The following is a 20,570-nucleotide window of genomic DNA, read 5'->3' as shown; positions in this document are numbered from 1 at the left end:
TTCGGCCCAGCGGCAGTGAAGCACCGCATGGCTACCCGACCCGGGTCGATCTCACGCCTGCGCCGCCGGGCGCCCGGTCTTCGACACCTTCACGGAGAAGTCGTTGTCGACCGTGTAGTAGGGAGACACCACCGCGTTCCCGGCCGTGGTCGCCGGGTAGACGAACACCTCCTTGCGGTCCGCCACGTCGTCGAGCAGTCGGGCCAACCGGATGAGGGGTGCCTCTGCCGCGGGGCGGACGAAGACGTCCCAGACGCCGCTGCCGGTGCTCGTGCCGGCGGCGAGCTCCTCGTGGTCGAGGACGAAGGAGAGGCTTCGGCCGTCGTCTCCCGGCTGTGGCGGAAGAGTGCGTACGGTGCCGTCGTCGCGCAGGCGCAGGTGGACCACCGCCCCCTCCGGGAGGTCGGCGCCGTGCAGGCGTGCGGCGACCGTCGTCGACCCGTCCGTGACGTCGACGCGGCCGGCCTCGGCGTGGGCGGGGCGCAGCCAGGCGCGCACGGCGAGATATCCGTCCTTGGTGACGTAGGGGATCCGGACGGCGAGCGGTGACGGCCGGTCACGCAGGTGGCCGTCGACGAGGGCCCGCAGGTCGCGCAGGCCGGGCCGCAGCCGGACCCGCGGGGACTCCGGGTCCGGCAGCAGGTACACGTCCCAGCGGCCCTCCGCGAGCGCGGTCCGCGGTTCCAGTGAGGCGCGCAGGCCGTGGCCGGCGGGCTCGAGGCCGAGGACGTGGCGGGTCGTCTCGGGCTGCCCCTTCTTGGGGCGCAGCCGCAGGAGGAGTCGCTGTCCCTCGGCCGGCGGCAGCGGCAGGTCGAAGGTGATCCGGCCGTCCGCGTCGGCCGTACAGGCGACGCGCGGCTGTGCGTCGTGTTCCGTGTTGCTCATCGTCCTGCCCTCCGGACCCTGCGCAGTACGCCGTTGGCCGCGACCGACGCGGCGTCACGGGCGGCGAAGCCCCGGCTGGTCAGTACCCGGCGCAGGGGAGCGTGTTCCCGGGCGACCGGATGTCCCGCCCGCCGGGCCGAGACCGCCTCGGTCAACAGGCGCTCGGCCTGTTCGAGCACGGGGCCGGGAGCGTACCGCCGCGCGTTCTCCACGGCCGCCCGGCCCGCCCGGCGCCGCCGCTCGTCGTCCCGCACCAGTTCCAGCAGGGCGGTGCCCAGGGCGGCACGGTCCCCGACCGGCACCAGCCGGCCGTCGACGCCGTCCTCGATGATCTCACCGGGCCCGTAGGGGCAGTCGGTGCTCACCACCGGCAGACCGCAGCGCATCGCCTCGACGATGGTCATGCCGAACGGCTCGAAGTCGGAGGCGGCCGCGCCGATCGACCCCTTGACCCACTCCGCCTCCATGGGGGCGGCCGCACCCATCAGGTGGACGTTGTTCCACAGCCCCAGCTCCACGATGAGCCGGCGCAGCCGATCGCGCTGCTCACCCTTGCCGTAGATGCGCAGCTGCCAGTCGGGGTGCTCGGCGGCGACCGCCGCGAAGGCCTCGATGAGGAGGTCGTAGCGCTTCACCGGGACCAGCCGGCCGGCCGCGACGACCACCTTGGCACTGCCGTCCGCGGTCGGGAGGGTGGGATCCGGCACGCTGTTGGGGAGGTTCTCCACGTGCACGCCGGGCAGTCTCATCTTCCGCCGGTACGCGGCGGCGTCCGCCTCGGACACGGTGGTGAGCACGTCCAGCCGGGGGTAGGCCCGGCGCAGCGCGGTGCGCAGCTGCGGCGAGTGGTTGTCCAGGGTCAGGTGCTCCTGGCCCACGCGTGCCACGTGGCCGGGCGCCTGGAGCGCGAGATGCACGTTGAGGCCCGGCCGGGTGCCGATCACCACGTCGGCGTCGGTCGCGGCGAGAAACGCGCCGATGCGCTCGTCCGTCAACTCGCTGTACTGCTTGTACCGGTACTCGGCGCGGGGAAAGACGCGCGCCGGTCTCAGCTGCTGGGGATGCTCCTTCTCCTGCCGGAGGTCGACCAGCGGCCGCAGCGCCACCCTCGGGTCCAGGGCGGAGTGCGGCCGCTCCAGGTGCCGGAGCACGGAGACGATCTCCACGTCGTGCCGGTCCGCCAGCGCCTGCGCCAGGTTGAAGGTGGTGGTGATCGTGCCTCCGATCCCGTAGGCGTTGTGCAGCAGGAAAGAGATCTTCATGGCGGCCTAGACCATGCCAACTTCTTTAGGGTTGCGCCTTGTTACCGCTTCGTGATGCCGGTGTCGTGCTGCGTACCCGTACGCGGGGTAGAGGAAGTGGCCCGGCTCGGCGGTCATGGGCGCGAGGGCGCGTAGAAGAGGTACGTGGCCGAGTAGGGGACGCCGACCTGGCTGTCGCCCGTGCAGGATCCCGTCGGCGCGAGGCCCCCCTCGGTGTGGAGGCGCTGGATGTAGGAGACGGCGCCGAACATGCCGTCGCCGCGGGTGGCCGTGGCCTTGAGCAGCAGTTCCGGTACCGCGTCGGCGTGCGGAACGCTTGCCCCGGGGACGGCGGCGGCGTTGACCGCGCTGCCGTCGACGGTGGAGATCCACACCGGGCCCTTGCTGTGCAGGGCGACGGGCCGGTGCCGCGGGTCGTGCTGCTTCCAGAGGCCGGCGGCGGGCTCCAGGAAGGTCCAGGAGCCGTTGACGCAGGTGTAGGTCTGCACGCCCTGCGCATCGAGCGCGGCGACCCGCTCGTTGCCGTCGGGCACGCGCAGCTGCGGGGGGATCGCTGTTCTGTGGGCGTCGACGGAGGCGCGGGCCGGCGCGTGGTCGGCCGCGTGACCGACCGTGGCGGCCCCCAGGACCGCCGCGGCTGCTGTGGCGAGGCTTCCGGCCATGAGTGCGGCGCGCTTGGTGAGCGTCATGCGGGATTCAACTCCGGGCATCGTGGCTGCTGGGCGTGGCTGACGTGCTGGCTGACGCGTGCACAGGACGGTACGGACCGGACGCGCAGCGTGTTCAGCGACGCACGCGAGATGGATGTGGCTCACGTCACATCCATGGCTGTCACATCCTGCCGGGCCGACCAGTCAGAGAGGTGTACGCATCAGCAACCGCACAGGAGTCCGTCATGGAAGCTCGCCTGAACCACTTCGGCAACCCGGTCGCAGCCAAGTTCCTCAAGTACATCAACTCGGCGGGCAAAGCGGTGTCGGAGTCGACGCTGCCGGCCGCGACGCAGGAACTGGTCAAGATCCGCGCCAGCCAGATCAACGGCTGCGGCTTCTGCACCGACATGCACACCAAGGACGCCGCCCACGCCGGGGAGACCTCGCTGCGCCTGAACCTGATCGCGGCCTGGCGGGAGGCCAAGGTGTTCACCGACGCCGAGCGCGCCGCGCTGGAGCTGACGGAGCAGGGCACCCGCATCGCCGACGCCGCCGGCGGTGTCTCGGACGAGGCCTGGGCGAACGCCGCCAAGCACTACGACGAGGACCAGCTCGCCGCCCTCGTCTCCCTCATCGCCCTCATCAACGCCTACAACCGCCTGAACGTCATCGTCCAGCAGCCCGCGGGCGACTACCAGCCCGGCCAGTTCGGATAGATTTCGGATAAACAAGGAGGAGCTCATCCGGCGGTCCGGTCGCAGGTGACGTCCCCGGCGGGCAGGTGCCCGCCGGCGAGGTAGGCGTTGACCGTCCTGTCGACGCAGGAACTGCCGAAGACGCCGTACACCGCGTGCTGGTCCGCGCCCCGGAGGGTGACGAGGCGGGAGGCGGGCCACATGCGGCGTACCTCGAGCGCACCCTGGTAGGTGGTGCGCGGATCCCCGGCCGCGTTGACGAGCAGGGCCGGAAGGTCGGCCCGGATCGTGGTCGGGCGCTCGCGCGGCCGGTCCCAGAACGCGCACGGTCCGATGTTGTTCGTCACCGGCCCGAACAACGGGTCCCGCGCGCGGGAGCGCTGGACGTCCCGCCAATAGGTCTCCGGGTCGCGTGGCGCGGCCACGTCGCCGCAGAGGATCGCCGACTGCACGCTGCCGTAGGGGGAATCCGCTCCGGTCAGCAGGAAGTCGAGCGTGTCGGCCAGCCACGGGGTTGGGGTGACGACGGCGCCGCCGGTGGCGCGGCGCAGGTCCCGCACGGCCCGCGCGAGTGCGTCGTACGCCGTGTCGTTGTCCTGCGACAGGCCGTTGAAGACGACCACCGGCACCACCTGGTCGTCCACGCGGTGGCCGCCGATTCGCAGAGGCGTGCGTCCCGCGGCCGCCTGAACGCGGTCGACGGCCGCCAGCACCGCGCCGCGGGTGCGGCCCAGTCCGTACGTCCCGTCGCGCGCGGCGGTCCAGGCGGCCCAGCCCCGCAGGGCGTGCCGGTTGGCCTCCTCCGTGCCGCGCAGCAGCCGGGGGCTGTAGCGATCGGGAGCGAGCACCCCGTCGAGGACGACCCGGTCGGTGCGGCCGGGGAACATCGTGGCGTAGACCTGGCCGAGGTAACTGCCGTACGAGTAACCCAGGTAGGAGATCCTGCGCTCGCCGAGCGCGGCGCGGACGACGTCCATGTCGCGAGCGGTGTTCCGGGTGCCGGCGTACGGCAGTACGTCTCCCGCGTACGTGCGGCAGCGGCGGGCGAGTTCCTCGGCGAGGGCTACCGAGCGGTCGAACCCGGCACGGTCGCCGCCCGCACCCCGGATGAAGGAACCGGTGTGCCAGTGGCAGTCGAGTGGCGTGCTGCGGCCGACGAAACGGGGGTCCACGCCCACCACGTCGTAGCGCTCGCCCACGTCCTTCATCGCCTTGCGCACCCACGGCGGGTCGCCGAGCGTCTGCCCGCCGGGGCCACCGCCGTTGAGCAGGACCGCACCGATGCGGTGGGCGGTGTCGGTGGCCCGGATGCGGGAGATGGCGACGGTGATCGTACGGCCGTGCGGGTCGGCGTAGTCCAACGGCACGGTGACGTCCGCACACTGGGCGCCTGCCTGCTGGAGTTCCTTGCCGGTGTCGTCGTCGGGACCGAGCACGCAGCTCTTCCAGGTGAGGTGCTGCCGGTGGTAGGGGGCCAGGGGGTCATGGGCCGCACCGGCCGGGGCCGCGGTGGCCGGTGACGCGGTGAGGGCGAAGACCGCGGCGAGGCACAGGGCGGCCGTCTTCGCGATGCGCGTGGTGGAGCCGGTCATGCGGATGTCCTTTCTGAAGTCCTGCCCGTGCAGAGGGACTTGTCGACGAGGTCGAGGAAGTCCTGTTCGGCCGGAAGTGTGGCCGGTACCTGGTTCAGTGCGACGGCGACGCTCCGGCCGCCGGGCCCGACGGCGGTCAGCGCGCGGTGGCCGCCGGGCACGGTCCCCGCATGCCCCCACCACAGGCCGCCGCAGGACAGCGGAGAGGCGATCAGCCCCAGCCCGTAGCGGGCGCCGGGCCACAGGCGGTCCGGGTCGGCGGGCACCGTCCGCCGCATCTCGGCGAGTTGGGCCGGCGGCAGCAGGTGGCCGCCGAGCAGTGCGGTGACGAACCGCGTCAGGTCGGCGGGCGTGGAGACCAGGCCGCCGCCGACGCCCGCGAAGGTCATGTTCCAGGCGGTGCCGTCCACGAGGTGGCCGTCGTCCGTGGTGAAGTAGCTGTGGGAGTGCGGTCCTTGGATGCGCGTGCCGTCACCGGGCCAGTACGTGTCGCGCAGCTTCAGGGGATCGATGACGCGGCGGGTGATCTCCGCCTCCGGGCTGCGGCCGGTGACCTCGTGGACGATCACGCCGAGAACGAGGTAGTTGGTGGTGGCGTAGTGCCAGCCGCCCTGTGGGCGTGGCAGCTCGAGGGCTCGCGCGACCAGCTCACGCGGCTCGAAGTGGCGGTACCGCAGCCGTTCGGGGTGCTCCCACTCGGGGGCGTCGAGGTAGTCGGGCAGCCCGCTGGTGTGCTGGAGGAGTTGCCGTACGGTGATGCGGCGGCCGTCGTGTCCGTGTCCCCGGATCAGCCCGGGCAGATAGTGGTCGACGGAGGCGTCGAGCGAGAGACGGTGTTCGGCGGCGAGTTGCAGGACAACCGCCGCGGTGAACGTCTTGGTGACGCTGCCGACGCGCAGCCGGTCCGTGGCGTTCATGGGGCGTCCGGTGCGCGGATCGGCCGTGCCGGCGGTCTCGGTCCAGCGTCGGCAGGGCGCGCTCGGAGTGCCGTCGGTGACCAGGACGGCGGCCCCCGCGATCCGGTCGCGGGCGGTGAGGGTGTGCAGCGCGCGACGGACCTCGTCGTGCGGACCGCAATGGCCGAGCGTGTGCGCGGCGGCCGGCCGCGCGGTCGCCACCGGAGCCGCGGCCAGCACGACGGCCGTCACCAAGGCCGCGAGACCACGGCGACGGCCGGGCGCGGAGCTGGGTAAGTAGGTTGCCATGCGCCCTCACGCTAGGCACCGGCCGTTCCTCGATCACTCCGGCTGACAGCCGCATCGGAGGTGGGGACAACCCCCGCCGAGAAACGGTGGAACACCCCACCGAGGGCTACGCGAGCCAGAGCGAGCCGCGCCGGTGACGGGCCGGCGGCACATCCACCGCGTCCGCGGCGTCGAGGGCCAGTTCATCGGCGGTGGAGTTCACCAGCCGCAGAAGAGTCCCCACTTGGGCCCGCAGCCGCTGTCGCGCCCGGCGTTCCTCCGTCGCCGACCACCACGCGACGGAACGGTCGTGACCGTGCCGGGCGAACGAGTAGAAGTCCACCTCGCGGCGGACCGCACACGGATGGGGCCTCCTGGACTCCCGTGCCGCATCGGTGAGGCTGCGGGCGCTGTACCTGAGGTCGCGCAGAACCACGGAACGCCAAGGGCTCCCTGGGCGGTGGTCGGCTGCGTTCCGGCTGTGTGCGGCGGGAACGTGGTGGGCGGTGCGTGCCACGGGGACTCCGTCGGTAGTCACCGCCAGGTATCTCCTGGCGGCTACCGGAAGCCCGCCGGTCCCTTCGCGCGCGAGTCGTCCATGCCCGCAACGATATCCCGCGGCATGGGTGAACGGGCCTGGCGCGCGGGGGGTTTCAGGGGCGAGGGATTTCCGGATGCGGCGCGCCGCGTCACCGTGGTGGGATGCGCCGTATGAGCGACGCGCTGCGCGACCGTATCGAGCGGTACTACGCGACCGTGCCCCTGCTGTTCGCCGACGCCGAGGACTTCGGCCCGCTGCGGCTGTTCGTACGCAAGGCACCGGGAGCCCCGTACTACGGCGGCCCGGGCCACGCTCGACCCACCGCGGAGGGAGCCGCGGCGGTGACGGGCGCGGACATCGCCCGGGTGCGCGCCCGGCAGCGGGAACTGGGCGTGCCGGAGGCCTTCGAGTGGCTCGCCGAGGCGGCACCGGCGTTGCGCTCCCGTATCGAGGACGCGGGTCTGCCGGTGGCGGAACGCCCGCTGATGGCCCTCGACCCGCGCCGTGCGATACCGCCGCAGCCCCTGCCGGAGGGCGTCCGGCTCCATGTGCTGTCGGCCGACGACCCGGCCCTGCCCATGACCCTCGCACTGCCCCGACTGGCCTTCGCCCGTGCGGGCACGGCCCCCGGCTCGGCGGGCAGGGCGGAACTGTCCGCGCTGGCCGGCGAACTGACCGCGGACGGCACGGTCGACACGATCCGCCCTTCGCTCCTTGCCGGGCACAAGACACTCGTCGCCGCCCTCGGCCCCGACGGCACCCCGCTCGCCGCCGGCCACTACCACCCGGCGAACGGCACCACCGAGATCGGCGGCATCGGCACCCTGCCCAGCGCCCGCCGCCAGGGGCTGGCCGCCGCCGTCGCCGCGGCTCTGGCCACCCACGCCCGCGACCGCGGAGTGCGCACCGTCTTCCTCGCCCACGCCGGCGACACCGCCGCCCGCATCTACGCCCGCCTGGGCTTCCGCCCCGCCGGCAGCACTCTCCTGATCGCCGATCAACCCGCACGGTCGTAGCCGCGTTGGGCACGTAGACCGTCGCCGACATCTTGACCCCGCCGGAACCAGCGGCTTAACGTTCCGGCGTTCGGAATGATTGAAACGATTCAATTCCTGGGGTGCGCTGATGCAGGAACACCTCCCGCGGCGTGGCGGGATCCCACGCCGTTCGGTGCTGGCCGTCGGCCTTGCGGCCGGTACCGCCGCGGCGTTCGGTGCCGCGCCGCCCGCCGCGGTCGCGCTCGACGCGGACGGCGGGAGCGGGCCGGGCCGCGACTGGTTCGCCGACCCGCCGACACCGGTGCGCCCCAGGTTCCGGTGGTGGTGGCCGGACGGCCTGGTGGACCCGGACGAGATCGCCCGCGAGATCGACCAGATCGCGGAAGCGGGCTTCGGCGGGGTCGAGATCGCCGCCGTCCACCACAGCATCCGGGACAAGTCCGTCCTCGACACCGCACACCACGGGTGGGGGAGTGAACCCTGGCGTGACGGCGTCGAGGCGGCACTGCGGCGGGCCGCCCGCCGCGGCCTCACCGTCGACCTCACCCTCGGCCCTAGCTGGCCCGTCGCCGTGCCCGGCCTCACGCCCGACGACGAAGCGGCGGCCCAGGAACTCGTCCACGGGCGCGTCTCGTTGGCCGGCGGAGCCACCTACCAGGGGCCCGTGCCGCCACCCGTGCGCGAAGCGGCCACCGGCGTCACGAAGCAGCGGCTGCTCGCCGTGCAGTCCGCCCGTGTCGAACCCGCGAACTCCACGCGCAAGGAGACCGGGCTCGACCCGACGAGCGTCCTCGACCTGACCGACACCGTCACCGACTCCACGCTGACCTGGACGGCGCCCGACGACGGGGACTGGGTGCTGATCTCCTACTGGCGGCGCGGCTCGGGACAGCAGCCCGAGTCCGGCCCCCACTCCTCTCCCGCCGCCTACGCCGTGGACCACTTCAGCGCCGAGGGCACCGCCGCGGTCACCGGCCACTGGGACAAACGGCTGCTGACGTCCGCCATGAGACGGCTGCTGAAGGCCGCGGGCGGCGCCTTCTTCGAGGACTCCGTGGAACTGGAGACCGACGGGCTGGTCTGGACACCGCGACTGCCCGAGGCCTTCGAGAAGCACACCGGGCGGACGCTGCGGCCGTACCTGCCGGTGCTCGTCCTCGACAGGAGCAACCAGGTCTTCGCCTTCGAGGCCCAACTGACCCGGCAGATCAGACACGACTTCTGGGAGACCGTGTCCGGCCTGTTCAACCGCCACCACCTGCGAGCCCTGCGCGGCTGGGCGCACTCCGTGGGCATGGACCTGCGCGCCCAGCCCTACGGCCTGCAGACCGACGCCATCGCGTCGGCGGCGATCCTCGACACCCCCGAGGGCGAGTCCCTCGGCTTCAAGAACCTGGACGACTTCCGCTGCCTGGCCGGCGGCCGGGACATGGCCGGGCGCACGGTGCTGTCCTGCGAGGCGGGCGCGTACAACGGCTCGGCGTACAGCACGACATGGGACCGTTTCCTGCGCACCATGGGCGGCGCCTACGCGGCGGGCGTCAACCAGACGGTCGTGCACGGCTTCTCCTACGCCACCGCGCCGCAGGTGAGCTGGCCCGGCTTCGCGGCCTTCAGCCCCTACAACGGCGCCCCCGGCTACGGCGAATCCTGGGGACCCCGGCAGCCCACCTGGCAGCACCTCACCGACGTCTCCGGCTACCTCGGCCGCGTCCACCGGGTCCTCCAGTCGGGCACCGCGAGGGCGGACGTCGCCGTGTTCCGGCAGACCGGCTACACCGCCACCGGCATCGGAGCCTCCTGGTTCACCGCGACCGGTGTCCCGCTCGGCTGGACCCACCAGTTCCTCAGCGGTCCGCTGCTCGACCTGCCCGGAGCCACCGTGTCCGACGGCCGGCTCGCGCCGGACGGCCCCGCCTACAAGGCGCTCTTCGTCGAGGGTGACTTCTTCTACGGCTCCACGCCCACGCTCTCCGTGACCGACGCCCGCAAGGTGCTCCAGCTGTCCCGGGCCGGACTTCCGGTCGTCCTGTTCGGCGCCTTCGACCAGGCACTGACCCCGGGAGTACCCGCCGAGGGCGAGACGGACGAACTGCGCGAGATCCTCGCCCGCCTGCTCGCCCTGCCGGGCGTGGTCCGCGTCACCGACAAGACGGCGATCGGCGACGCCCTCACCCGGCTCGGCGTGACCCCCGACGCCCGCTACGCCACCTCCTCCACACTCCTCAACGCCCACCGGGTCACCGCGGAAGCCGACTTCTACTACCTGTGCAACGGCAAGCACGCCGAGACCGTCAAACCGCCCGTGGCGGCGATCGACCACGAGGTGACACTGCGCCGCAGCCGGGACGGCGCCACCGTGCCGTACCTGCTCGACCCCTGGACGGGCAAGGCCGTACGGATCGCCCGATACGCCCAGGACGGGCGTGACTTCACGCTGCGCGTCACGCTCCAGCCGGGCCAGGTGATGATCGTCGCGCTGGGGCGCCCCGGACTGTTCGGCGACCGCGACGGAAACCGCCCGCACGCCCTGGCCACGGACGCCGACGCGGTGCTCTACACACGGCGGGGCCTGACCGTGCGTGCCACCGGCGCGGGCACCTACACCACACACCTGTCCGGAGGCCGTACGGTCACCACGGCCGTCCCGTCCGTGCCCGCACCGGTCACACCCGCCCGCTGGCGGCTGGAAGTCGAGGACTTCCAGCCCGGATCCGACGCGACCCGGACCGATCGGGTGCGCCGGTCGCTGACGCTCGACACCCTCCTGCCCTGGTCGCGGATCCCCGAGCTGACCGACTCCGCGGGAATCGGCCGGTACCGCACGACGGTCACCCTGCCCGCCGGATGGGACTCGTCCCACGGCGCGTTCCTCGAACTCGGGCAGGTCAGCGACACGTTCCGGGTCACCGTCAACGGCACGCGACTGCCCCCGGCCGACCGCCTGAGCCCCGTCGTCGACCTGGGCGCCCTGCTGCGGCCCGGTGACAACACGCTCGAGATCGAGGTCGCGACACCGCTCATCAACCGCCTGCGGGTCGTCCAGCCGGCCGTGTTCGGCACGGCCGCCCGCCAGGACCACGGACTCGTCGGTCCGGTACGCCTGGTGCCGTACGTGCAGGCGGCCGTGGACTGACGCCCCAGGATTGAACGTTTCAATCTCCGTCGCTCCGAAGGGACCCCGGCACCGTGCCCGCACAGCACTCCAGATCCGCCCCCTCCCGCCGCCAGATCCTGTCCGCCGCCTCGGCCACGGCGGCCGTCGCCGCGTTGTCGCCCACCGCCGCCTGGGCCGCCCCCGCGTTCTCGGAGGGTTCATCCGGCCCCGAGGGCGCGCTCGTCCCCTTCCCGCTCAGCGCCGTCCGGCTCCTGGAGAGCCCCTTCCTGGCCAACATGCGCCGCACCTGCGCGTACCTGCTCTTCGTCGACATCGACCGGCTGCTGCACACCTTCCGCCTGAACGTGGGACTGCCGTCCACGGCGCAGTCCTGCGGCGGATGGGAAGCCCCCGGCATTCAGCTGCGCGGTCACACCACGGGCCATCTGCTCAGCGCCCTGGCCCAGGCCCACGCCAACACCGGGGACAGCGCCTACGCGGAGAAGGCCGGCTCCCTGGTGGCCGTGCTGGCGGAGTGTCAGAAGGCCGCCCCCGCCGCCGGATTCCACCGCGGCTACCTCTCCGCCTTCCCGGAGTCGGTCTTCGACCAGCTGGAGGCGGGCGGCAGGCCGTGGGCGCCGTACTACACCCTGCACAAGATCATGGCCGGACTGCTCGACCAGTACCAACTCAGCGGCAGCCGACAGGCGTTCGACGTCCTGCTGGAGATGGCGGCCTGGGTCGACGCGCGCACCGCACCGCTGTCCCGGGAGCGGATGCAGACGGTGCTGAAGGTCGAGTTCGGCGGCATGAACGACGTACTCGCCCGGCTGCACCTGGTCACCGGTGACCCCGCACACCTGCGTACCGCGCGACGCTTCGACCACGAGGAGCTGTACGAGCCGCTGGCCGCGGGCCGGGACGAGCTCGCCGGACGGCACGCCAACACCGAGATCGCCAAGGTGGTCGGCGCGGTGCCGGGCTTCGAGGCCACGGGGGACACCCGTTACCTGGACATCGCCGACACCTTCTGGACGGCGGTCGTACGCCACCACTCGTACGCCATCGGAGGCAACTCCAACCAGGAACTCTTCGGCCCGCCGGACGAGATCGTCAGCCGGCTCTCCGAGGTCACCTGCGAGAACTGCAACAGCTACAACATGCTCAAGCTGGGCCGGCAGCTGTTCTGCCACCGGCCGTCCCGCGCCGCGTACATGGACCACTACGAGTGGACGCTCCACAACCAGATGCTCGGTGAGCAGGACCCCGGCTCCGAGCACGGCTTCGTCACCTACTACACCGGGCTGTGGGCCGGCTCCCGGCGGCAGCCCAAGGGCGGACTCGGGGCGGCCGACGGAAGCTACAGCGGGGACTACGACAACTTCTCCTGCGACCACGGCACGGGCCTGGAGACGCACACCAAGTTCGCCGACAGCATCTACTTCCGCTCCCGGGACGCCCACGCCGCCGAGTTGTACGTCAACCTGTTCATCCCGTCCGAAGTGCACTGGCGGGAGCAGAGAGTGACGTTACGTCAGGAGACCCGGTATCCGACCACGGACCGCACGCGGCTCACCGTCACCGCGGGGGACGCACGCTTCGCGCTGAAGATCCGTATACCCGCCTGGGTGGCCGACTCCGGCCGGCCGGCCGTGCTCAAGGTCAACCACCGGCAGGCCGCCCTCCGGCCGAGACCCGGTACGTACGCCACCGTCGACCGGCACTGGCGCACCGGGGACAGCGTCGAACTCGTCCTGCCGCGCGAGCCCGTCTGGCGGCCGGCCCCCGACAATCCGCAGGTGAAGGCGCTGTCGTACGGGCCGCTTGTCCTGGCGGGGGAGTACGGTGACATCCCCCTCGCGACCCTGCCCACCATCCGCCCGGACAGCCTGCGCCCCGCACCCGGCGCCCCCACGGCGTTCACCGCCGTCGCCGACGGCCGTACCGTGTCACTGCGGCCGTTCCACGAGGTGCACCACCAGCGGTACAACGTCTACTGGGCGGTGACACCGCGACCCGGCCGCGAACGGGACGTCGTCCGTTACCCGTTCGACGAGGCGAGCGGCACCTCGGCCGCCGACCGCACCGGCACCTTCGCCGACGCCGCCCTGGCCGGGGGCGCCACCTGGATCCGGGACGATTCCGCGGACGCCGTGTCCCTGGACGGGGTGAGCGGCCATGTCGCCCTACCGGCAGGGCTGTTGAGCGGACTGGACGAACTGACCGTCAGCGTGCGGGTACGTGTCGACACTCTCGCCGCCTCGGCCCGCGTGTTCGACCTCGGGTACCACAAGGAGACCTATCTGTTCCTCGCCGCGACCACCGGTGCCGGGCGGGCCCGTGCCGCGTTGAAGATCGCCGGCATGGAGGCGGAGGACTTCATCGACGCGGCCGGCCCGCTGCCCGTGGGCCGGTGGACGCACGTGGTCCTCACGCTGGCCGGCGGCACGGGCGTGCTCTACCTCGACGGCCGCGAATCGGGCCGCAACCCGGCGATGGTGTCCGGCCCGCTGCTGCTCGGCGCGACCAGCCGCAACTACCTGGGCCGCTCCCAGAACAGCACCCACCCGTACCTGCACGGCGCCGTGCGCGACTTCAGGCTGCACAACCGGGCCCTGACCGCCACCGAGGTGGCGCGACTGGGGGAGGGCACCCTTGTCTGAGAACGACCTGTCCAGACGTCACTTCGTGGCCGTCGCCGGAGCCGGTACCGCATTCGCGGTCGGGGTCCCCGGCCTCGCAGACGCCGCGCACGCCGGTCAACCAGCCTACTCGGCACGGCACTTCGCCGACCCGCCCAAGGACAGCCGCCCTACCGTCTACTGGTACTGGAACGGATCCGTCACCCCCGACCTGGTCGACACCCAACTCGCCGACCTGCGCTCCAAGGGCATGTACGAGGTCGTCCTGTTCCCCTTCGACAACGCCGAGATGCAGCCCGCGTTCTTCACCGAGGAATGGTTCGGCATCGTCGGACACGTCCTGCGCACCGCGGAACGCACCGGCATGCGGGTGTGGTTGTTCAACGACGACCACTTCCCCAGCGGCCGCGCGGGCGAGTACGTCGTCAAGGGCGGCACGGTCGGCTCCCGCACCTACGCACCGCGCCCGGACCTGCGTCTGAAGGCGCTGTGGCGGTCGACCACCGTCGTGGACGGGCCCGGCACGGTCGACCTGCGCCGCACCACCGGCGTCGGGGTGGAGTCGGGAGCCCTGGCCGTCGACGGCGCGGTCCTCGACGGCGCCGCCGTGCTGCGCGACAGCGAGCGGTGGACCGACTACACCGTCACCGGCAGCGCCAAGGCCGACCGCACGGCCGCCGGACTCGTCGTACGGGCCTCCCCGGACGGCCTCGACGGGTACGCGGTCGAGTTCGACCAGACCGGCGTCGTCACCGTACTGCTCCTCGCCCGCGGCACGGAGCCGGCCGAACTGCTGCGCAGCGGCCGGACCGACGGCTTCAACAAGACCAAGTTCCACACCCTGGCCGTCACCGTCCGCGGCGGCGGCCTGACCGTCACCCTGGACGGCAAGGACAAGGGCACCGTCCACGACGACCACTTCACGGCGGGCGGCGCGGGCGTGCGGGCGGTGACCGGCCGACGCGGCCTGTGGGACAGCCTCGCCGTCACGGCGGACGACGGTACGACGCTGTACACCTCGGCCTTCGACGACCCGGCCGCGGCGGGCGACTTCCCCGACCGCGACTCCCTCGGGGCGCAGGCCGTCGCCGCCGCGGCCCGGCCCGCCGGATCCGCCGACGCCGCCGAGGCGCTCGACCTGACGGCACGGCTCGCGGACGGCCACACCTGGCAGGTGCCGGCCGGCCGCTGGCAGATCGACCTGTTCGGCGGCGTCCCCCTCGTCGACGACAGCCAGGGCTACAGCCGCAGCTACCTCGACCTGCTCGACGACGAACCCGTGGAACTGTTCCTGGACATCGTGCCGGGCGAGTACCACCGGCGCTTCGGCCGCTACTTCGGCACCGTCGTCCCCGGCTTCTGGGACGACGAGCCGTTCTTCGCCTCCGCGGAGGCCCACTTCAAGCGGCTGCCGTGGTCACCCACGCTCGACGAGGCCCTGCGGGCCGTCGGCGCCGAACCCGGCGTCGCGTACGCCAGTGCCTTCGACGACCTGGGCCGCCGGGGCAGGATCACCCGTGGCCGCTACTGGCGGGCCGTGTCCAACCGCTTCGCCCAGTACTTCCGCAAGCAGGCACGCTGGTACGAGCGGCAGGGCGTCGCCCTGATCACCAATCCGCTGTACGACGAGACGGCCCCCGCCAAACGGATCCCCTCCACCGGCGACCTGCACAAGGTCAACCAGTGGGCCCACGTGCCCGGCGGTGACATCATCACCGCCGAGTACGTCGCAGGCGAGCCCACCATGATCCCCCGCAACCCGGTCTCGGTCGCCCACCAGGCGGGCCGCGAGCGGGCGTTGCTGGAGATGTTCGGCAACATGGGCTGGCAGGTCACCCCCGGATTCGTGCACGCGACCGTCGGCGCCCAGGCCGCCCGGGGCATCAACCTGACGGTCCTGCACGCCCTGTGGACCGACGAACGCGTCGTGTACTTCCCGCCGCCGTTCGGACCGCGCGCGCCCTGGTGGTGGGCGATGCGGCCCCTCGCGGAGTGGATCGGCCGGGTCATGGAGGCGGGCCGTGGCACGTCCGCCGCCCGCACCGCCCTGCTGCAACCGCAGCGCGCCGCCGAGCAGTGGACCGGCACCGGCCGGCAGGGCGACGTCGACACGGCGCTCGCCGACGCCGCCTACGCGCTGGAGCGGGCCCAGGTCGACTTCGACCTGCTGCACGAGGGCGCACTGTCCGGGGACCCGGACCTGAGGTACCGGGCGGACGTGCGCGACGGGCGCCTCGCCGTGGGCGCGGCACGCTACGAACTCGTGGTGCTCCCGGTGGTGCCGACGCTCGACGCGGCCTGCGTCCGTGTGCTGCGCGAGTTCGTACGTTCCGGCGGGACGGTCGTCGGCGTGGGCTCCCTTCCCTCGGACGAGGCGGACGGCAACGACCGCACACTCGCCCGTGCCCTGTCCGACCTGTTCGGCGAGGAGACGCAGGGCAGTCGCACCCTTGGCGCCGGGCGCGCGCTCCGGGTCGCCGACACCTCCGGACTACGGGCCGCCACGCACGAGGCCGGGGCCGCCGCCGCGGTCCTCGAACCCCCGCGGGACGCCGTACGGGTACTGCGCGTGAACCGGGGCGGGGACACCGCCTTCCTCCTCAACAACGAGAGCGGCGCCCCCGTCGAAACCGTCGCCACCCTCCCGGCCACCGGCGCGCCGGAACTGTGGGACCCGGCGACGGGCGGCACGGAACCCGCCCCGGTCCACCGCGGCACCCGGCGCGGCGTCCGCCTGCCGCTCGCCTTCGAGCCGTACCAGACCCGGATCGTCGTGGTCCGCCGCGACGAACCCACCCCGCCGCACCTGACCGCCGCCCCGCTGCCCGTCATCGGCGTCGAGCGGGACGGACACCTCCTGCGCGCGACCGTCGAAGCCGCCGCCCCCGGCGACCACCGGCTCACCGGCACCGACGGCACCCACACCTACCGCGGCACGGTTCGTATCGACGACCCGCTGGAACCGCTCGCCGTGGACGGCGACTGGACGCTCACCCTGGAACGCGACGGATCCACACCCACCACCGGCCCACTGGGCAGCTGGACGGCCCACGACCCCCTGTTCTCCGGCAGCGGCACCTACACCACCACGACCGACGTGGCACGGTCCCTGCTCGACGGCCGCCGGGTCCTGCTCGACCTCGGTGACGTGCGCGACGTGGCCGCCGTGACCGTCAACGGCCGCGAGCTCCCGCCCCTGTTGTGGGCGCCGTTCGTCGTCGACGTCACCGGTCTGATCGTCCCGGGACGCAACCGTCTCGGCGTGCGCGTCGCCAACACGCTCTCCAACGAGCGCAACAAGCCGCTGCCGTCCGGGCTGCTCGGCCCCGTGACCCTGCGCTTCCGGCGCCGCGTCACCGCCCGCCTCACCCGCGTCTGACGCACCCCCTCGACCCCCGGAGCATCATGCTTTTCTCTCGCCTCCCCGGCAGAAAGCGGCGCCGGTTCCTCCTCCCCGCCGCGCTGACCGCCTTCGTGACCGTACTGGCGGGCGCCGCGAGCGCCGACGCCACGACCACCGGCACCATCTCCCCGGCCGGCCTGCGCACCCAGCACCTCACCCACGCCCTCGGCATCGACGACACCACCCCCGCCCTCAGCTGGCGGACCACCGCCCGCGCCGCGAACGTCCTCCAGGGCGCCTACCGCGTCCAGGCCGCCACCTCCCCGGAGCGGCTCCGCGCCGGCCGTCCCGACCTGTGGGACTCCGGCACGGTCCGCTCGACCGTCCCCGAGACGACGTACGCGGGCAGGGCACTGGGCTCGCGCACGCGCGTCTACTGGCGGGTCATGCTCTGGTCGCGGCGCACGGACCAGGCCTCCGGCTGGAGCGACACCGCCGACTTCGAGACCGGCCTGACCGAGCGGTCGGACTGGAACGCGGACTGGATCACCCACCCCGCCTGGCAGTTGAGCAAGCGCACCGTCCAGCCGGTCGTCGTCGAAGTGCCCCGCACCACGGCCCGTTACCTGCGCCTGGACGTGACGAAACTCGGTCTGCCGCTGGCCGAGGACTTCCCCACCCGCACCTGGCGCGTGGAGCTCGGCGAGATCGACGTCCGCGACTCGGTCACCTCCACCACGGGCCTCGCCCGGGGCGCCGCGGTCACCGCCTCGGAGACCAGGACGATCCGCAAGACCTGGGAACCCGCCCTCGCCGTCGACGGCCTGCCCAACAGCGCGCTCCAGACCGCGGCCGGATACTCCGGTGCCGCGCACTCCGGCCCCGACGCCGGCGACACCCCGGTCACGCTCACCCTCGACCTCAGGACACCGAAGACCTTCGACCAGGTGGCGCTGTACCCGCGCGCCGACGTCCTCACCGACGACGGCCGCGTGCCCGACTTCCCCGTCGACTACACCCTGTCGAGCGCGGACGGCGCCACGGGGCCGTTCACCTCGCTCACCCACGTCACCGGCCAGGCGCCCCCCGAGCCGTACCTGCCGGCCGGACTGCCGCTGCTCGCCGACGACTTCACCCTGCCCCGCGCGGTCCGCAGCGCCCGGCTGTACATCGCCGGCCTCGGTGTCTACGACGCCACCCTCAACGGCCGCCCGGTCGGCGACGCCGTGCTGGAACCCGCCAACACCGACTACGCCGAACGCGTCCAGTACGCCACCTACGACGTGACCGACCGGCTGCGGACGGGCGCCAACACCATCGGCGTCGCCCTGGGCAACGGCATGTCCGATGTCGTCAGCACCGCCGACCGCTACCGCAAGCTGTACGGCAACCTCAGCGATCCCAAGCTGATCGCCCGGCTCGAGGTCACCCTGGCCGACGGCAGCGTCCGCACCGTCACCAGCGGCGCGGACTGGCGGGTGACCCTCGGACCCACCACCTCCTCCAACTGGTACGGCGGAGAGGACTACGACGCGCGCCGGGAACTCCCGCACTGGGACGAGCCGCGCGGTGACCGGCACGGCTGGGAGCGGGCGGTCGCGGTACCCGGACCGGGCACCGAACAGCGACCGGCGGTGCTCAGCGCCCGCGAGACCGAGCCGATCCGGGTCGTCGGGACCCTCACCGGCAAGGAGGTCGACGGCGCCGACGGAAGCCGAGTCTTCGACCTCGGCCGCAACATCGCCGGCTGGCCCGAGATCACCGCCGGCGCCCCCGCCGGGACCGAGATCCGCGCCTACCCGGCGGAGAGCCTCAAGGACGGCCACGCCTTCCAGTCCATCAGCAACGTCGGCGCCCCGCTGTGGGACGCCTACACCACCCGCGGCGCCCGCACCGAGACCTGGCACCCCCGGTTCAGCTACCACGGCTTCCGCTACCTGGAGTTGAAAGGTGTCCCCGACGGCGCCACCGTCTCCGTACGCGGCCGGGTCCTGCACACGGACAACACCTCGGCCGGTGACTTCACCAGCTCCGACCCGCTCGTCGACGGCATCCACTCGCTGATCCGGCGGGCGATCGAGGGCAACATGATGAGTGTCCTGACCGACTGCCCCAGCCGGGAGAAACTGGGCTGGCTGGAACAGGACCAGCTGGTCTTCCCCGCACTCGCCGGCAACTACGACATACAGGCCCAACTGCGCAAGATCGTCGGGGACATGGCCGACGCGCAGACCGAGGACGGGCTGATCCCCAGCACCGTCCCGGAGTACACCAGCCTGCCCGGTGCCTACCGCGACGACGCCAACTGGGGCGGCGCGTTCGTGCTCGTGCCCTGGCAGCTGTACACCACCTACGGCGACCGCGACACGCTGCGCACCTACTACCCGCGCATGCGGCAGTACGCCGCCTACCTGGAGCGCCAGGTGAGCGGCGGCATCCTGGACCAGGGCCTGGGCGACTGGTTCACGCCCGACCGCACCTTCCCACGGGCGGTGGCCGGCACCTACGGCTACTGGCGGGTCGTCGACGGTCTCAGCCGGATCGCCGGCGTCCTCGGCGACCGGCCGGCGGCCGACGAGTACCGGGCGAAGGCCGACGCGAGCGCCGGGGCCCTCGCCGCGAAGTACTACGACGCCACGACCGGTACCTTCGGCGGCGGCGGCCAGGGCGCCGAGGCGCTGGCCCTCGACATGGGCGCCTACCCGGCGGGGGAGAGGGACCGGCTGCTCGCCCACTTCACCACCGCCGTCGAGGCCGCCGGCCACCACCTGCTGCTGGGCGAGATCTCCCTGCCCGCCGCCCTCCGGGTGCTGTCCGCCGCCGACCGCGACGACATCGTCCACGAGATCGCCACGCAGACGACCAGTCCGAGCTACGGCTACCAGGTGCGGGCGGGCAACACCACGCTCGGCGAGTCCTGGGACGGCGGACCGGGCCAGTCGCAGAACCACTTCATGCTCGGCGCCATCGACTCCTGGTTCACCGGCCGCGTCGCCGGTCTCGCGCAGACGGCCGACTCGGTCGGGTACGCCGAACTCCTCGTCGATCCCGCGGTGGAAGGCGACATGACCTCGGCAGCCGGCTCCTACCGCACCCCGTACGGCATCGCACGCACCGCCTGGACACGCCATGCCGACCGGTTCCGGCTGACCGTGGACGTGCCCGCCGGGAGCACGGCGGAGGTTCACGTCCCCGCCTCCGACGGCCGTGCCGAGGCGCCGGCGGGCGCGCGGCTCCTGCGCAGCGGTGACACGGAAGCCGTGTACGAGGTGGGCTCCGGCCACTGGAGGTTCCACTCGACGATGCCGCAGGCCTCCCACGGGTAGCCGTACGCCGCACCAGCACCGCCCGACTGTGGCCGGATTGTTCGTCTGACGAGCGTTCGAATCCGGCGATACTCAGGGCTGGGCAATCCGTCCCAATCCCCTCGTTTGGAGGCCATCCATGCCCCAGACCAGAGTTTCCACCGCCGCCGTGCTCGACGCCTGGCTGTCCGGCGCCGAGAGCGCGTACGGGCAGGCCAACCCGGCCGGGCCCCTCTACGTCGGCGGCACCGCGGCCGAGGCCGCACTCACCGACCCGAGCGACTCCCTCTACGGCTTCTGTTCCAGCCCGAGCGGCTCCCACGGCAGCTGGTGCTGCTGATCACCTGAGGCACCTTCAGAAGAGCACAGGCGC

General features: G+C 72.6%; 13 protein-coding genes. 7 read left to right on the top strand and 6 right to left on the bottom strand.

Annotation, left to right across the window (positions count from 1 at the left end; genetic code table 11):
* Positions 1-51: 51 nt before the first annotated feature.
* The 3 genes from ABZ915_RS24795 to ABZ915_RS24785 all read right to left on the bottom strand — a co-directional run bounded on the left by ABZ915_RS24795 (position 52) and on the right by ABZ915_RS24785 (position 2,836).
* The gene (locus ABZ915_RS24795) at positions 52-885 is read right to left on the bottom strand and encodes a transferase (RefSeq protein WP_361807048.1); all 834 of its coding nucleotides are present in this window, start codon (positions 883-885) and stop codon (positions 52-54) included.
* On the bottom strand, positions 882-2,147 hold the full coding sequence (locus ABZ915_RS24790; RefSeq protein ID WP_361807045.1) for a glycosyltransferase family 4 protein: 1,266 nt from the start codon (positions 2,145-2,147) through the stop codon (positions 882-884). The genes ABZ915_RS24795 and ABZ915_RS24790 overlap by 4 nt, the downstream gene beginning before the upstream one ends.
* Positions 2,148-2,260: 113 nt before the next feature.
* Positions 2,261-2,836, bottom strand: a complete 576-nt coding sequence (locus ABZ915_RS24785) for a DUF3455 domain-containing protein (protein ID WP_361807042.1) — start codon at positions 2,834-2,836, stop codon at positions 2,261-2,263.
* A gap of 206 nt (positions 2,837-3,042) precedes the next feature.
* On the opposite strand from ABZ915_RS24785, the gene ABZ915_RS24780 reads away from it, so the two are divergent.
* Positions 3,043-3,516: a carboxymuconolactone decarboxylase family protein gene (locus ABZ915_RS24780; protein WP_361807040.1), complete on the top strand. Its 474-nt coding sequence runs from the start codon at positions 3,043-3,045 to the stop codon at positions 3,514-3,516.
* 23 nt (positions 3,517-3,539) lie between these two features.
* Here ABZ915_RS24780 and ABZ915_RS24775 read toward each other — a convergent pair whose 3' ends face one another.
* From ABZ915_RS24775 to ABZ915_RS24765, 3 genes are all read right to left on the bottom strand, one after another.
* Positions 3,540-5,087 carry an alpha/beta hydrolase gene (locus ABZ915_RS24775; RefSeq protein WP_361807037.1) on the bottom strand — a complete coding sequence of 516 codons (1,548 nt, stop codon included), beginning with the start codon at positions 5,085-5,087 and terminating at the stop codon, positions 3,540-3,542.
* Positions 5,084-6,292, bottom strand: coding sequence for a serine hydrolase domain-containing protein (locus tag ABZ915_RS24770; RefSeq protein ID WP_361807034.1), 1,209 nt, complete (start codon positions 6,290-6,292; stop codon positions 5,084-5,086). The genes ABZ915_RS24775 and ABZ915_RS24770 overlap by 4 nt, the downstream gene beginning before the upstream one ends.
* A gap of 106 nt (positions 6,293-6,398) precedes the next feature.
* A complete protein-coding gene (locus ABZ915_RS24765) occupies positions 6,399-6,707 on the bottom strand; it encodes a hypothetical protein (protein ID WP_361807031.1) in 309 nt (102 codons plus the stop codon).
* A gap of 275 nt (positions 6,708-6,982) precedes the next feature.
* Between ABZ915_RS24765 and ABZ915_RS24760 the strand changes: the two genes are divergently transcribed.
* From ABZ915_RS24760 to ABZ915_RS24735, 6 genes are all read left to right on the top strand, one after another.
* Positions 6,983-7,828 (top strand): GNAT family N-acetyltransferase, encoded by an 846-nt coding sequence (locus ABZ915_RS24760; RefSeq protein ID WP_361807410.1) that lies wholly within the window; start codon positions 6,983-6,985, stop codon positions 7,826-7,828.
* A 109-nt stretch (positions 7,829-7,937) separates the two neighbouring features.
* Complete coding sequence (locus ABZ915_RS24755) at positions 7,938-10,946, top strand: glycosyl hydrolase (RefSeq protein WP_361807028.1); 3,009 nt, start codon at positions 7,938-7,940, stop codon at positions 10,944-10,946.
* A gap of 53 nt (positions 10,947-10,999) precedes the next feature.
* Positions 11,000-13,570, top strand: a complete 2,571-nt coding sequence (locus tag ABZ915_RS24750) for a beta-L-arabinofuranosidase domain-containing protein (protein ID WP_361807025.1) — start codon at positions 11,000-11,002, stop codon at positions 13,568-13,570.
* A complete protein-coding gene (locus ABZ915_RS24745) occupies positions 13,563-16,928 on the top strand; it encodes a glycosylhydrolase-like jelly roll fold domain-containing protein (protein ID WP_361807022.1) in 3,366 nt (1,121 codons plus the stop codon). Before ABZ915_RS24750 ends, ABZ915_RS24745 begins: the two co-directional genes overlap by 8 nt.
* Positions 16,929-16,954: 26 nt before the next feature.
* A complete protein-coding gene (locus tag ABZ915_RS24740) occupies positions 16,955-20,218 on the top strand; it encodes a family 78 glycoside hydrolase catalytic domain (RefSeq protein ID WP_361807019.1) in 3,264 nt (1,087 codons plus the stop codon).
* 118 nt (positions 20,219-20,336) lie between these two features.
* On the top strand, positions 20,337-20,537 hold the full coding sequence (locus ABZ915_RS24735; RefSeq protein WP_361451186.1) for a DUF6229 family protein: 201 nt from the start codon (positions 20,337-20,339) through the stop codon (positions 20,535-20,537).
* Positions 20,538-20,570: the final 33 nt, after the last annotated feature.

This window comes from Streptomyces sp. NPDC046915 (genome assembly GCF_040644935.1).
Classification (GTDB): Bacteria; Actinomycetota; Actinomycetes; order Streptomycetales; family Streptomycetaceae; genus Streptomyces.
The sequence above is the reverse complement of the archived record's forward strand: the minus strand, read 5'-3'. Positions and strand labels throughout refer to the sequence as shown.